The sequence below is a fragment of the Roseofilum acuticapitatum BLCC-M154 genome (assembly GCF_030068475.1).
Taxonomy (GTDB): domain Bacteria; phylum Cyanobacteriota; class Cyanobacteriia; order Cyanobacteriales; family Desertifilaceae; genus Roseofilum; species Roseofilum acuticapitatum.
Map to the genome: position 1 here is coordinate 1 of NZ_JAQOSP010000112.1, position 12,634 is coordinate 12,634.

General features: G+C 48.6%; 12 protein-coding genes. 6 read left to right on the top strand and 6 right to left on the bottom strand.

The annotated features are described in order from the left end of the window. Positions 1-224: 224 nt before the first annotated feature. Positions 225-1,064 (top strand): LmeA family phospholipid-binding protein, encoded by an 840-nt coding sequence (locus tag PMG71_RS18035; protein ID WP_283755104.1) that lies wholly within the window; start codon positions 225-227, stop codon positions 1,062-1,064. 109 nt (positions 1,065-1,173) lie between these two features. Further along, complete coding sequence (locus PMG71_RS18040) at positions 1,174-1,770, top strand: GerMN domain-containing protein (RefSeq protein ID WP_283755105.1); 597 nt, start codon at positions 1,174-1,176, stop codon at positions 1,768-1,770. 9 nt (positions 1,771-1,779) lie between these two features. Here the strand turns inward: PMG71_RS18040 and PMG71_RS18045 are convergent, their stop codons facing one another. Together PMG71_RS18045 and argZ are read right to left on the bottom strand one after the other, a co-directional pair. Further along, positions 1,780-2,139, bottom strand: a complete 360-nt coding sequence (locus tag PMG71_RS18045) for an ArsR/SmtB family transcription factor (protein ID WP_283755106.1) — start codon at positions 2,137-2,139, stop codon at positions 1,780-1,782. A gap of 166 nt (positions 2,140-2,305) precedes the next feature. Further along, entirely contained in the window at positions 2,306-4,414 is a 2,109-nt protein-coding gene (gene argZ / locus PMG71_RS18050; protein WP_283755107.1) for a bifunctional arginine dihydrolase/ornithine cyclodeaminase, read from the bottom strand. 310 nt (positions 4,415-4,724) lie between these two features. Here argZ and PMG71_RS18055 point away from each other — a divergent pair, with 310 nt between their 5' ends. Next, positions 4,725-5,825, top strand: coding sequence for a saccharopine dehydrogenase family protein (locus tag PMG71_RS18055; RefSeq protein ID WP_283755108.1), 1,101 nt, complete (start codon positions 4,725-4,727; stop codon positions 5,823-5,825). Between the two features lie 13 nt (positions 5,826-5,838). On the opposite strand, the gene hpsJ-A is transcribed toward PMG71_RS18055, so the two are convergent. Beyond that, entirely contained in the window at positions 5,839-6,624 is a 786-nt protein-coding gene (gene hpsJ-A, locus PMG71_RS18060; protein WP_283755109.1) for an HpsJ-like protein, cyanoexosortase A-associated, read from the bottom strand. Between the two features lie 89 nt (positions 6,625-6,713). On the opposite strand from hpsJ-A, the gene PMG71_RS18065 reads away from it, so the two are divergent. Next, a complete protein-coding gene (locus PMG71_RS18065; RefSeq protein WP_283755110.1) occupies positions 6,714-6,926 on the top strand; it encodes a hypothetical protein in 213 nt (70 codons plus the stop codon). A 34-nt stretch (positions 6,927-6,960) separates the two neighbouring features. Here the strand turns inward: PMG71_RS18065 and PMG71_RS18070 are convergent, their stop codons facing one another. Next, positions 6,961-7,971, bottom strand: a complete 1,011-nt coding sequence (locus PMG71_RS18070; RefSeq protein ID WP_283755111.1) for a calcium-binding protein — start codon at positions 7,969-7,971, stop codon at positions 6,961-6,963. 197 nt (positions 7,972-8,168) lie between these two features. Further along, positions 8,169-8,558, bottom strand: coding sequence for a hypothetical protein (locus PMG71_RS18075; RefSeq protein ID WP_283755112.1), 390 nt, complete (start codon positions 8,556-8,558; stop codon positions 8,169-8,171). Between the two features lie 222 nt (positions 8,559-8,780). Between PMG71_RS18075 and queA the strand changes: the two genes are divergently transcribed. Together queA and PMG71_RS18085 are read left to right on the top strand one after the other, a co-directional pair. Then, a complete protein-coding gene (gene queA, locus PMG71_RS18080; protein ID WP_283755113.1) occupies positions 8,781-9,980 on the top strand; it encodes a tRNA preQ1(34) S-adenosylmethionine ribosyltransferase-isomerase QueA in 1,200 nt (399 codons plus the stop codon). Positions 9,981-10,062: 82 nt separating this feature from the next. Beyond that, a complete protein-coding gene (locus PMG71_RS18085; protein WP_283755114.1) occupies positions 10,063-11,958 on the top strand; it encodes an ArsA family ATPase in 1,896 nt (631 codons plus the stop codon). A gap of 7 nt (positions 11,959-11,965) precedes the next feature. On the opposite strand, the gene PMG71_RS18090 is transcribed toward PMG71_RS18085, so the two are convergent. Then, positions 11,966-12,265 carry a hypothetical protein gene (locus tag PMG71_RS18090; protein ID WP_283755115.1) on the bottom strand — a complete coding sequence of 100 codons (300 nt, stop codon included), beginning with the start codon at positions 12,263-12,265 and terminating at the stop codon, positions 11,966-11,968. Positions 12,266-12,634: the final 369 nt, after the last annotated feature.

Sequence of the window (12,634 nt, forward strand, 5' to 3'; positions counted from 1 at the left end):
GAAGCGGAAATACCCTAATTAAAAATCCAGGGAGCAAGATGCTCCCACTCCAGTCATATCAAAGAATTCGAGGAGTGCGGGCATCTTGCCCGCTTCTTAACAAATTTTCATGTCCGCTTGCGGAAACCGGACTTGATATTAGAGGAATGCGGGCATCTTGCCCCCTTCTTCACCCTTTATCCGGACTTGATATAACATCAAAAAACGCTTACTCAGATGCAGTCATGGAAGCCTTAACTATCCTTTTATCCAGTTTATTCCTAGTGGGATCGCCTTCTGGACTCTTAGCCGATCGCCTCACTGAGTCTCTGCTCCAATCAACCTTCGATCGCGCAGAAACTTGGCAAGTGCGGATTGACAATGCTCCGGTACATCGACTGCTCCAAGGTCAAGCGGAGCGGGTGAGAATCGCTGGACGAGAGATTTGGATAACTGAGGATTTACAAATCGCTAAACTAGAAATCGAAACGGATGCGATCGATCTCAATCTTCGGGGTTCTGGCGATCGCCAAAACCTAGGGATTCTAGAGCAACCCTTACAAGCAGGAATCAGCATCGCATTCACCGATACCGCGCTGAACCAGTGGTTAAACTCCCCCGAAATGAGCGATCGCCTGCGGCAACTCGCCATCTCCTCCCTCCCTCGCCTAGCAGCCGCCCAACTAGAGCGCTATCATATCATTAACCCAGAAATTACCTTCCTAGACAACCGCATCAGACTGCAATTCCAACTTCAGCAACTCCCCATCCCAGACACCGAACCCTCCTCCCAACCCTTTGAACTGGCCCTTGCCGTTGAATCGGGTTTCACTATCATAAAAGGGTGGGGTTTAGAACTGGTCGATCTGGAGGTCACCGTCAACCAAGAACCTGTTCCTCCCCTTGTCATTAATCTCATTCAACGGGGAGTTCGCGAACAATTTGACCTCCGCACCCTTGAATCAAACTCCGTAATCCTGCGCCTATTGCAGATGCAGCTTACTCCCGGTCAACTGGAAATTGCTGGATTTCTTAGCGTTCAGCCCCCCTTTGGCCCTTCAGATCATCCTGATCCAGAGGAGTAGATCTCGATCCATATCTTATGTAGGAACCCTTGACTGGAGTAAAACTGTCTTTAAATATTACCCAGTCAGAGTCAATTCAACATCGCGCAACTCAATCAGGACAGTCATTATGGAACAACCCAAACAAAATCGCGGTATTCATATTGGCCTAGTCGTCGGACTATCGGCCTTAATTCTAGGATCTGGAGGGGGTACAGCCTGGTGGATGCTCCGGTCTATGCAGGCCCCGAATACTTCTTCTTCCATCCTGGAGGAAGTTCAACCCACTCCCTCGGAGCAAAATACGCCTCAAGCTTATTGGATTAAAGATACCGGCAATGCCTTAGAACTGGTGTCCACTCCAGTGCAGATCAAAAGCCTAGGGTCATCTCAAGAGCAGTTGACCCTAGCCCTAAAAACGGTTTTAGAATCGCCGGTCGATCCCGAAGTGTCGAGTACGATTCCTCTAGGAACCACCCTGTTAAGCTTAGAGGAAAAATCGGATGGTATCCACCTGAATTTGTCTCAGGAATTTACGACAGGGGGCGGCAGCGCCTCGATGACAGGACGATTAGGGCAAATTTTGTATACAGCTACTTCTTTAGACCCAGATGCCCCAGTTTGGCTCTCAGTTGAAGGTGAACCCTTGGAGTATTTAGGGGGTGAAGGTTTAGAAATTCCCCAGCCGATGACTCGCGACCTTTATGACCAGGAGTTTGCCCTTTAGGAACGTTCTCTAGGAGACTAATTGTTTGCCCGTCATACTAAAATCTCGGAATTGACGGGCTTGCTGTTCAATCCGACTGGCGAGGCGATCGCAGACTAAATTACAGAGTTCAAAAATTAATTCGTCTTTAACGCTATAGTAAGCAGAAGTTCCCTCAGCTCGTCGTTGCAGAATGCCCGCTTGTAACATCAGTTTGAGGTGCTTCGAGACATTGGCTTGGCTGGTTTGGGTCGCTTCCACTAGCTCTTGCACACATTGCTCGCGCTCGCGCAATAGGTTTAAGAGCTTTAAGCGCATGGGTTCTGAGAGAACACTGAAATATTCAGCAACTTGATCGACGACTTCTTGGGGAACCTGTTGGGATGCCATGTTGGTTAAAGAATCAACGACAATGAGTGGGCAGTTGTTCTTCAAATTGTAGCAATTTATTGATCAATGGCAATAGGGTCATGAAGGAATGGGGAATGGGGGAATGGGGAACTTTGATTATCTCTATCTCCCTATCCCCCTATCTCCCTATCTGCTCACGGGGAGCTTAGGATACGGTTTGATAAACGGTGGTCAGTTGGTTCAATTGGTTGACCAAGAGACTGAGGAATAAGCCTACATCGGTGACCACACCAATGGATTCTAGGGAACCGCGATCGCTCAATTTAGTCACGACAGCCGGATTAATATCTACACAAACCATCTTCACGCCCGCAGGAGTCATATTGCCCACGCCGATAGAATGGAGCATGGAGGAGAGCATCAGTACCATATCCGCGCCTTTCAGGAGTTCGGCGTATTGCTGTTGAGCGGCAATCATATCCATTTGGGTATCCGGTAATGGGCCATCATCGCGGATGGAACCGGCTAAGACAAAGGGCACTTGATTGCGGACACATTCGTACATCACCCCTTTGCTTAACACTCCAGACTCTACCGCTTGGGCGATGCTGCCACTGCGACGAATCTTATTAATCACCTTCAGATGATGACGATGCCCTCCTTGGACGGCGACTCCTTGATTCATGTCTACGCCCAAGGAGGTTCCCATCATCGCTTGTTCGATATCGTGGACGGCGATCGCATTTCCGCCCAGTAGAGCTTGTACATAACCTTCCCGGATCAGGGTGGCTAAATGCTGTCCACCCCCAGTATGAATCACCACCGGGCCGGCTGTTACCACCACTTTACCCCCTTGATCGCGGATATGGCGCAATTCCCAAGCCACTTGCTCAACCATGAGTTCTACCCGGCGCTCGCTGGAGACTCCACCGCTCATGAAGCTAAACTCTTGAGAGGCTTTTTGCTCCCGGTTTTCCACCTTATGCAGGGTGCGAATGCCGCGAGTACCCACAATCACATCTTCACCGATCGCCAAATCTCGGATTAATTTACATTTTGCCACCGGCCCTTGATCCGTATAGGTAACGGCGATCGACCCATCCATCCGTTGGTTTTGCACCTTCACCCAAGTCCCATTGATCCGCACTTCTGTCGGATAAATGGTGCTGACATAGAAATCATCCGGAGCCGCTCCTGGTTGGGGAACCGGTTCGCGCAAGGATTCTTGCTCATCTTCAGAAGCGGGCACTGCCCCCAAATCAATCAACTGGGACATGATATCATCCAGGACTTCCGCCGAAGGAGCCGAGACTTTCACCTCCGCTTCCGAGGGACTTTGCCGTTGTTCGCCCAAATTGAAATTGAGAACCTTAAAGCTACCACCACCTTCGACAATCAAATCTAAGGCTCGGTTCATCAAGCCAGCATCGAGTAAATGCCCCACCATATGAATGGTACGGGTATCGATTTGAGTGGTGGCATGGAGTTCCGTGCGTACCGGTTCCGTGATCCGCAGGGTAAGACATTTGGATGCGCCCCCAGCCTTCAAAAACTCAGTTAAGGGGGTTTCAATCACTCGGTAACCCACAGCTTCTAGGCGATCGCGTAAATTCTTAGTGGCTTTATTAAGAATGACAATATCGTTAATATTGACTGCATTGCAAGCAAAATTTACAGCATCCGGTTCACTAATGGCAATCCGTTTTTCCGCCGGAACTCGCATTTCAATTAAGCGATTAGAATATCCATCAAATGCAGGAGGATAATATAATAAGTAACCACCAGTCAAAGGACAGAAACAGGTATCCAGGTGGTAGAAGCGCTCATCCATTAACCGTAAAGAAAGCACTTCTACATCTAACCATTCAGCGATCGCCGGATGAGCATCCAATTCCGAGCGGAAACCATATCCAGCCCATAACCATCGTCCTTCCCGGTCAAATAGGGCATCACCTGCCCCTTCAAAGGGTACATCTTTAGGTAATTCATGGACTGTGAATCCTTGAGATTCAAACCAAGCCTTAAAATGGGGTTCTTCACCTTGTCGTTCTGGGTGATAAAATCGGCTCAGGACAACAGTTTTCCCCAGCACCAAACCCGCATTAGCGGTAAATACCATATCCGGCCATCCCTGTTCGGGTTTCACTAGCTCGACAATGGCATGGTCTTTAATAATATGGTGAAGTTTCTCCCATTGTTCTACAGCTACAGAACGAGAGGATTTGTGGATATTTCCTTCCATCCAGGGATTAATTACATAATCCACATCGTAGTGGTCAGGAGGACACATTAAAAAGCGAATTGGATCAGTCATAATTCAATTGAAGATAGGGTAGAGGCTTTTAGGATTTTGCGTCTTGATCTTTGACACCTACAGCAGTTTTCTTGCTCGATGCAATACATCTCGATCCCCCTAAATCCCCCTTGGAAAGAGGGGGACTTTCTCTATGTTAATCCCCCTAAATTCCCCTTGGAAAGGGGGACTTTCTCTATTGCCCCCCTTTTTAAGGGGGGTTGGGGGGATCGAGAAGATGGTCAAGTCTTATGCCAACCCAATATCCTATCATGGTTAAGAGCTTTCCCCAGAAAGCGTCAGGATTTCATAACCTATTGAGGTGAAGCAGTTGGCTAAAAATCAGATTTTAATTATCGGAGGAACGGGAAGAATTGGCCATCACATAGCCCAAGATTTGCAACAGCACATGGATGTAAAGCTTGTGGTTACAGGTCGTCAGCGTCCGAGGAAAGATCGAGATCCAATTGGGGAATTTTTGTCTCTGGATTTAGGAAATCTGGAGCAGCTCCAAAAGGCGATCGCCGAAAGTCAACTGGTGATTCATTGCGCGGGCCCCTTTCACCATCGCGATGCTAGAGTCCTCAAAAGCTGTATTGAGCAAGGAGTCAATTATCTGGATGTGAGCGATCATCGCTCGTTTACCCAAAAAGCACTGGAGTTAGCCCCCGCAGCACAAGAGGCTGGAATTACCGCGATCGTGAATACGGGGGTGTTTCCGGGCATTTCTAATGGCATGGTGCGGCAAGGGGTAGATGGCTTTGACCGAGTAGAAACCATTCGCCTCTATTATGCCGTGGGAGGGTCTGGAGGTGCGGGAATTACGGTGATGCGGACGACATTTTTGGGTCTACAACATCCGTTTTTAGCCTGGATCGGGGGAAAATGGCAAACAATTCAACCTTACAGCGATCGCCAAATCATCGATTTTGGCCCCCCATTTAATTCTCTGGGAGTCTATTGGTATGATGTGCCGGAAGCTTGGACAATAGCGGAAAGTTTCCCGGTACAGAATGTAATTACGAAATTTGGTTCTGCACCCGATATTTACAACCGTTTAACCGCTCTAATGACGAAATTACCCCAATCTTGGATCAACCATCCCCTCGTCATTGAGGGACTCTCACAAATTAGTTATCGCATGACTCAGGTGAGCGATCGCTTCTCTGGAGTAGGCATTGTAATGATCGTCGAAGTTGAAGGCGAGAAAGATGGTCAACCCGCACTCTATCAGAGCAGATTTTACCATCCCCACACGGCGATCGCCGCCGGATGCGGTACAGGAGTCTTAGCCGAGTGGATCGGCACAGGGAAGCTCAAAAAACCGGGGGTATGGCCCGTCGAACAGGCCATAACATCAGAACAATTTGCAGAAATGATGGGATCTCGTGACCTATACCTTCAAGAAACTTGGGGGACACAACCTACCTAAAATCCCTCGACTCTCAACGCAACCGCACATGACGACTCCAACGGGTCTTATGCCAAATCCCTAAAAATGCCCCTCCCGCAATCATAGCCCCCAAATTCCACTTCACCGACTGTTTGATGAGCGTCAACCGTTGTGCCTTCCTGTGACGCTCTAATTGCTCTTCCCACTGAGTCTGAGCTTGGGTTAATTCCTGCTGCAATTGTTTCTTCAGCTCTTGAGGATTCTCAAGCATGGGTAAAATGCGATCGGGAAATATCCAAACCCTTAATGCATTTAAATCTTCTAAGGATTGGCTCTGTTCGAGACGCTCTTGAGCCTGGGCAAAAACCTGATTATATTCAACCCTTTGGGTCTGTAACTGAGCTTGGTTCATAGTATCAATCTGCCAAGTTTGGCGAATGCCTACAGGAACTATCAATAAATAGCCCAAACCCACCCACAACGTCATCCGAGACAAAAAACGCCATAACCTCAATTCCCAGCGATCCACATAACCCCACCGACCATAAAGAATGCACACCAATCCCAATAAAGGAAACCAGCCCCCCTCAACGAAATATCCCATCGTTTCCAGCACCCAAACCCCATTCAAGGGTTGGAGAGGAATCAACAGAATCACCATATTAATTAGAGTTAAACCCAGGATTGTATAGCCTACGAGAGGGAATAACAGCAGCGTTCGGTTAAAGACTGCTTCAGAAAGAAACAGTCCTGAATCGTTAGGGTGGGGGGGATCGTGGAACCAGCGAGGGGGTAAATTATTAGGAGGAGTATCAGGCTTGGGTTGTTGCTCTAGCATAGGGATAGCAGCGAGTGAAAGACTTCCAAACTCCATCAGATGCACTGAGGTTGGTCTAGACTTATGGTAGCTGATTCCCTCACCCCATTTTGTATCTCTATCTATTTGCGGGTTGGGTGTTTGTAAGTTTAATTGAGTATCAGTATACCCTAGTGGCTCGCCACAATGCTGAACGGATTCAACCCCTGCTCACTGCCTATAAATGGCGCATTTTGGGATTAGCGATCGTTATCGCCATCGTCCTAGAAGGACGGGGTTTTAGACCCATTCTTCCAATAAAAACGGCTATCCTAAATCGATAGGATAGCCGCTCATGGGAATTAATTTAGGAGATAGCTATACTGTGCCATCAACATAGGGGCCAAAGAGATCCGATCCCAGATTTTGTTGGAACGGAGTCAGAGTAATCACATCAAAGCTATTGATACCCAAGGTATAGTCTTGAAGTACCGCCAGTACACTGTTGTTGAGGTTATTGTAGATCACTGTATCGTTCGAGATACCCCCGGTAATATTTTGACCGGTATCGAATCTGAGGTTAGCATAGACCAACCCGCTATCAAGTCCCAACATATCTTCTTGGGGATTGAAATCAGTGATCACATCAGCCGAGAAGGGGTTACCTGGGTCAAGGGGGCCAATACCTGGATCGAAGACAACGTAATCGGGATCGGTAGGAGGCAAGTTAGGATTGACATACTGAACTCCAGCTAGGGGGTTGGGTTCATTGGAACGGATAACGAACGTATCGAAACCGTCGCTACCGGTCAGTGCATCAACACCGAAGTCACCAAACAACCAGTCATTTCCAGATCCACCATCGAGGCGATCGCCACCTTGGCCACCTCGTAGGGTATCTTCATCTTGATTGCCTAGCAGATCATCATTACCCAAGTTTCCTAGGAGTAAGTCATTGCCAAGACCACCCACGAGAACATCATTACCTTGTCCACCAGCTAATTTATCTTGGTCATTGCCACCAAAGAGCAAATCATTGCCTGTGTTCCCTAAGATCCGTTGGTTGCCTATGGAAGCCACTACCGTATCGTCGCCTTCGAGCATCCAAAGTCCGCCAGAAGGAATGGAGAAATTACCCGCAAGACTCACATAGTCATCAGTCGGGGCTGTAATCTGAGGGTTCACTAAACCCAAAGGAGTTGGGGTCGCTACAATCCGAGATAGGCCATTAACCCCTGTAACATCATTGGTTAAAACAGTGGGAACTGTACCGGTGGGGAAGGGAGGTACAGGAATCGTACCGGGTAAACCGGGTAAATTGGGTGCAGATACAACGGGCTGAAAGGGCCCAGTAGACGGAACGGGAACAGTACCGGGTATAAATACCATAATCAGTCACTCCTCACTCTATGGCTTTGGTTATGGTGTACGCCTAGAAGATTATAGCAGTAGTCTCCCTGAACTGTGTCAATCCCCCTAATGAATCTCTTAAATCCCTTCTAGGCAAATGGTTAGGGGGAGAGACCGAAAATTATTTTTTAATCAGGTCTTCTCATCGCTGGCTGCATTATAGCTTGTTTATGATTTTAGGCCAGGGTTTCTGGACAATAGCCTAGGCCCATTACAAATTGTTTGCGAAAGGTTTCGACTTCGATGCGGTTGGGTCTTCCATGGGAGACGACGGCTACTTGGTAACGGCGCATGACATGGGTGGGGGATTGGCCGGTTTCTAGGCTCCATAAGGCCATTTGTACCCGGATCTCTGGTTGATAGGCAAATCCTAATTCGTTGAGGACGGCGCGGAGATTACCGGCTTCTTGGGTGTTGAGTTCTCTGGCCAGCTTGATCCGGACGACCCAACCATCAATTTGATGAATAACGGTAACAAAATCGACCTGAAATTGAGGTGAAAGGTTTAGATATTCAATAATCCGGAGGGTTAAGCTGGCATTCGCGAGGTAGTAAAGATAGTCCATAATTTTTCCTGGGTCACCTGGCAAATGCTACAGTTCTATTCTCTCTGGATAGCGGGGATCATGAGTAGGGGAGAGTTCCCCGATGCGATCTGGGTAGATTCCCCCAATTTGTGGATGGGGAGATGGGGGGATGGGGAGATGGGGGGATGGGGAGATGGGGGGATGGGGTATGGTAAAGGAGTTTAGATTGGAATTGTGGTGATGGATGGAGAGCGGGGATCGATGAATTCTCAGGATTATGAGTTGGATGGGTATGATTATGTTCTGCCAGAAGAATGTATTGCTCAAAATCCAGTAACTCCTAGGGATAGCTCGCGGTTGTTGGTGGTAGATTCGCCCCTAGGATGTCATCATGGGGTGTTTCGGGAGTTGCCCCAATGGTTGCGGCCGGGGGATTTGTTGGTGATGAATAATACGCGGGTGATTCCAGCGCGGTTGTATGGCTGTAAGTCTACGGGGATGGAGATGGAGGCGCTGCTGTTGGAGAGGGTGGAGCGTCAGGTGTGGTTGGCTCTGGTGAAGCCGGGGCGACGGTTGAAAGTGGGGGCGATGGTTGAGTTTTTTGCCCATGGGAATCTAGATTTGCCGCCATTAAGGGCAAAGATCCGGGGGATGGATGAGGCGACTGGGGGGCGGTTTTTGGAGTTTGAGTTATCTGGGGATCGAGAGTTACAGGATCTGTTGGATGATTATGGTCATGTGCCGTTTCCGCCCTATGTGACGGATACCCAGGCAGAGGCGGAACAATATCAGACGGTGTATGCACAGGCGGCGGGTTCGGTGGCTGCGCCGACGGCGGGTTTGCATTTTACGCCTGGGTTGTTGGCGCAGTTGGATGATTTGGGAATTGAGCGGGCGATGGTGACTCTGCATGTGGGTGTGGGGACGTTTCGCCCAGTGGAAGTGAGTGATATTCGGGGGCATCAGATGCATCAGGAGTGGTTGGAGGTGTCTGGGGAGACTTGGCGGAAGGTGCAGGAGGCTAAGGAGCGCGGCGGACGGGTGATTGCAGTGGGGACGACTTCGGTGAGGGCGTTGGAGGGGGCGGCTCATTGGTGGAAGTCTCAGGGGGCGGGTTCCGTAGGGGCGGGTTCTGTAAGGGCGGGTTCACTAAGATCTCGCTTGGAAGGCCAAAAATTAAGTGAACCCGCGCCTACGGAAGATCAAAAATTAGGTGAATCTGGGTTTTATGGAAAGACGGATCTTTTTATTTATCCGGGGTATGAGTGGCAGGTGGTTGAGGGGTTGATTACGAATTTCCATTTGCCGCGTTCGAGTTTGTTGATGTTGGTGAGTGCTTTGGTGGGTCGATCGCGACTTTTAGAGTTATATCAGGAGGCGATCGCCCAAGGATATCGTTTTTATTCGTTTGGAGATGCGATGCTGATTTTACCGGAGGGCTGTGGTTGTAAGCCTGAATAGGAGCATCAGTTGAATTTAACCCTCTTTTGTCACTTTCCCATTTTCTAAAGTAAAGTCAGAGTAAGAACCATGGGAAAGTAAAATGAATTCATACGATCGCCTACAACTATTGCTCTTGAGTGGTAAAGGGGGAGTGGGTAAAACGACGCTCTCCTGTGGTTTCGCCCGCTATTGGGCACAACGGTTTCCGGAAGAGAAAATTTTACTGCTCTCGACCGATCCGGCTCACTCCCTGGGGGATGTGTTGCAATGTTTAGTAACCGGCGATCGCCTTCCCCTCCCCGATCTGCCTAATCTAGAAGTGCAAGCCCTCGATGCAGCCGCTTTACTCCAAGAGTTTAAACAGCGCTACGGTGAAGTCCTACAACTGCTCGTGGAACGGGGCAGTTTTGCCTCAGCCGAAGATTTAACCCCCGTCTGGGATTTAAGTTGGCCGGGACTCGATGAATTAATGGGCATACTAGAGATTCAGCGCTTGTTACGGGAGCAAGAAGTAGACCGGGTGGTGGTGGATATGGCCCCTAGCGGCCATGCCCTGAATTTATTAGGATTAATGGATTTTCTCGATCAGTTCCTGGAAGCACTGGATCTCTTCCAGGAAAAACATCGGGCTATTAGTCAAGCCTTTACTGGGCGCTATCAGGGCGATCGGGGAGATGAGTTTTTACAGGACATGAAAGCCGATCTGCAAACGGGAAGAGCGTTGTTGCAAGACCAAGAGCGTACCCGTTGCGTCGTGGTGGGGATCGCTGAAGCGATGAGTTTGGAGGAAACTCGACGGTTTGTCGCTTCTTTGCAAGGGTTGCAGATTCCCTTGGGTGGGATTTGGGTGAATCGGTTGGTGGATAGAGAGGCAGAGTTATCCCCCGCAGAGCAAGACCGCTATGCCGAACAGCAGCAAATTCTACCGCAATTTCAGGAGCTGGCTGGAAGTTTGCCTCTGTTGGGGATTAGCCAATGTGCCAGTCCTCCCTTGGGAAGTGCTGCATTAGATGGGGTTATAGCGCAGATGTCACCTATTGCGATGCAGGATAGGGAAATTACCTCTGCTCAGGTTACCTGGCCCGATCGCATTCCCCCCGGTTTACCCGACTTTATGGCCCAAGAGCGTCGCTTAATTATTATTGGGGGCAAAGGTGGAGTGGGTAAAACTACAGTGGCGGCGGCGATCGCCTGGGGAATGGCGCAAACCTACCCCCAAAGACAAGTGCGGGTGATTTCAATCGATCCGGCCCATTCCTTGGGGGATGCGTTGGGACAGCCTTTAGACCACGATCCCCAGGCGATCGATCTCCCCAACCTCACGGCCGCTGAAATTGATTCTCAAGTCCTCCTCAATCAGTTTCGTGAAGCCTATCTTTGGGAACTGGCTGAAATGATTAGTGGTGACTCTCCAAACCAAGAGAACCTAAAATTGCTCTATGGCCCAGAAGCTTGGCGGAAACTGGTTTCCCTGTCCTTCCCTGGGATTGATGAAATTCTGGCTCTCTTAGCAGTGATGGAACTTTTGGAAAGTCAAGAGCAAGATTTAATCATCCTCGATACTGCTCCCACTGGGCATTTACTCCGATTCCTAGAAATGCCCACAGCCTTAGCAGATTGGTTAGCCTGGGTGTTCAAATTGTGGATTAAATATCAGGATGTCCTCGGACGCACCGAGTTTATGGGCGAACTCCGCACCCTGAGAAAACGGGTCGTTGCGGCCCAGAAAAAACTAAAAGATCCTCAACATACTGAGTTTATTGGTGTGGTTCAAAATCAACCCGCGATTTTAGCCGAGCATAATCGGTTGAGTGTGTCTTTACGAGAATTAGAGGTGAGTCAAAACTATGTGGTTTGGAATTATGGGAGTGAGATTCAGAACCTGTTGGGCGTTGATCCTGAGCAAACGGTGATTCATCTTCCGCCCTTGCCGCGATCGGTTCAACCTTTGGTTCGTATTCAAGGAGCTGCCAGATTACTGTTTGAACCCTCCTAGATGAGGACTAGGAAAAGGCTGGATTGAGACTCAGATTTTGATCGCCATCGGCTTGCTGATTGGCTAGGCTCTTGAGATTGACCCACACTTTATATCCATCTTTGGAATAGGTGATGCAGCTTCTGATATTGCGTTCAGCCATGTCACAGGCATAACCATAAGCTTGTAATCGTTTCTCTTCGGTGTAAGAACGAACATAAGTATACATTTCATTTTGGTAGGACATGGCATCTTGAACGCCATTATCCCAGTATTTGAAACTGGTTACCAATTTTTCTTGGATGATAGAAGGTAAAGTAATAGACATATCAGCTCCTACAAATCTCATAGATGTTTTCTGTTCCTCATGTCAATCATGATAGAAGGTGAATGTGAAAAACCTGTGAAAGCACAGCTTTACATCACTCCACAGATATTTTACATAAGTTTAAGCTTTTTAGAAAATCTTTATTGGGGCGCTTTTGGTATATTGGAACACAAAAGAATGAAGAATGATGAGCATTCCTGATGGGAGAGTTAAAAAAGTCTGTGGCACATGATATCAAGTTCGCTTATTCATGTCCGCGAAGCGGAAATACCCTAATTAAAAATCCAGGGAGCAAGATGCTCCCACTCCAGTCAGATCAAAGAATTCGAGGAGTGCGGGCATCTTGCCCGCTTCTTAACAAATTTTCAT

Excerpts from the sequence above, each read along its gene's own strand:
- PMG71_RS18035 (WP_283755104.1), top strand. The coding sequence starts at position 225 with ATGGAAGCCTTAACTATCCTTTTATCCAGTTTATTCCTAGTGGGATCG.
- PMG71_RS18040 (WP_283755105.1), top strand. The coding sequence starts at position 1,174 with ATGGAACAACCCAAACAAAATCGCGGTATTCATATTGGCCTAGTCGTC.
- PMG71_RS18045 (WP_283755106.1), bottom strand. The coding sequence starts at position 2,139 with ATGGCATCCCAACAGGTTCCCCAAGAAGTCGTCGATCAAGTTGCTGAA.
- argZ (WP_283755107.1), bottom strand. The coding sequence starts at position 4,414 with ATGACTGATCCAATTCGCTTTTTAATGTGTCCTCCTGACCACTACGAT.
- hpsJ-A (WP_283755109.1), bottom strand. The coding sequence starts at position 6,624 with ATGCTAGAGCAACAACCCAAGCCTGATACTCCTCCTAATAATTTACCC.
- PMG71_RS18070 (WP_283755111.1), bottom strand. The coding sequence starts at position 7,971 with ATGGTATTTATACCCGGTACTGTTCCCGTTCCGTCTACTGGGCCCTTT.
- PMG71_RS18075 (WP_283755112.1), bottom strand. The coding sequence starts at position 8,558 with ATGGACTATCTTTACTACCTCGCGAATGCCAGCTTAACCCTCCGGATT.
- queA (WP_283755113.1), top strand. The coding sequence starts at position 8,781 with ATGAATTCTCAGGATTATGAGTTGGATGGGTATGATTATGTTCTGCCA.
- PMG71_RS18085 (WP_283755114.1), top strand. The coding sequence starts at position 10,063 with ATGAATTCATACGATCGCCTACAACTATTGCTCTTGAGTGGTAAAGGG.
- PMG71_RS18090 (WP_283755115.1), bottom strand. The coding sequence starts at position 12,265 with ATGTCTATTACTTTACCTTCTATCATCCAAGAAAAATTGGTAACCAGT.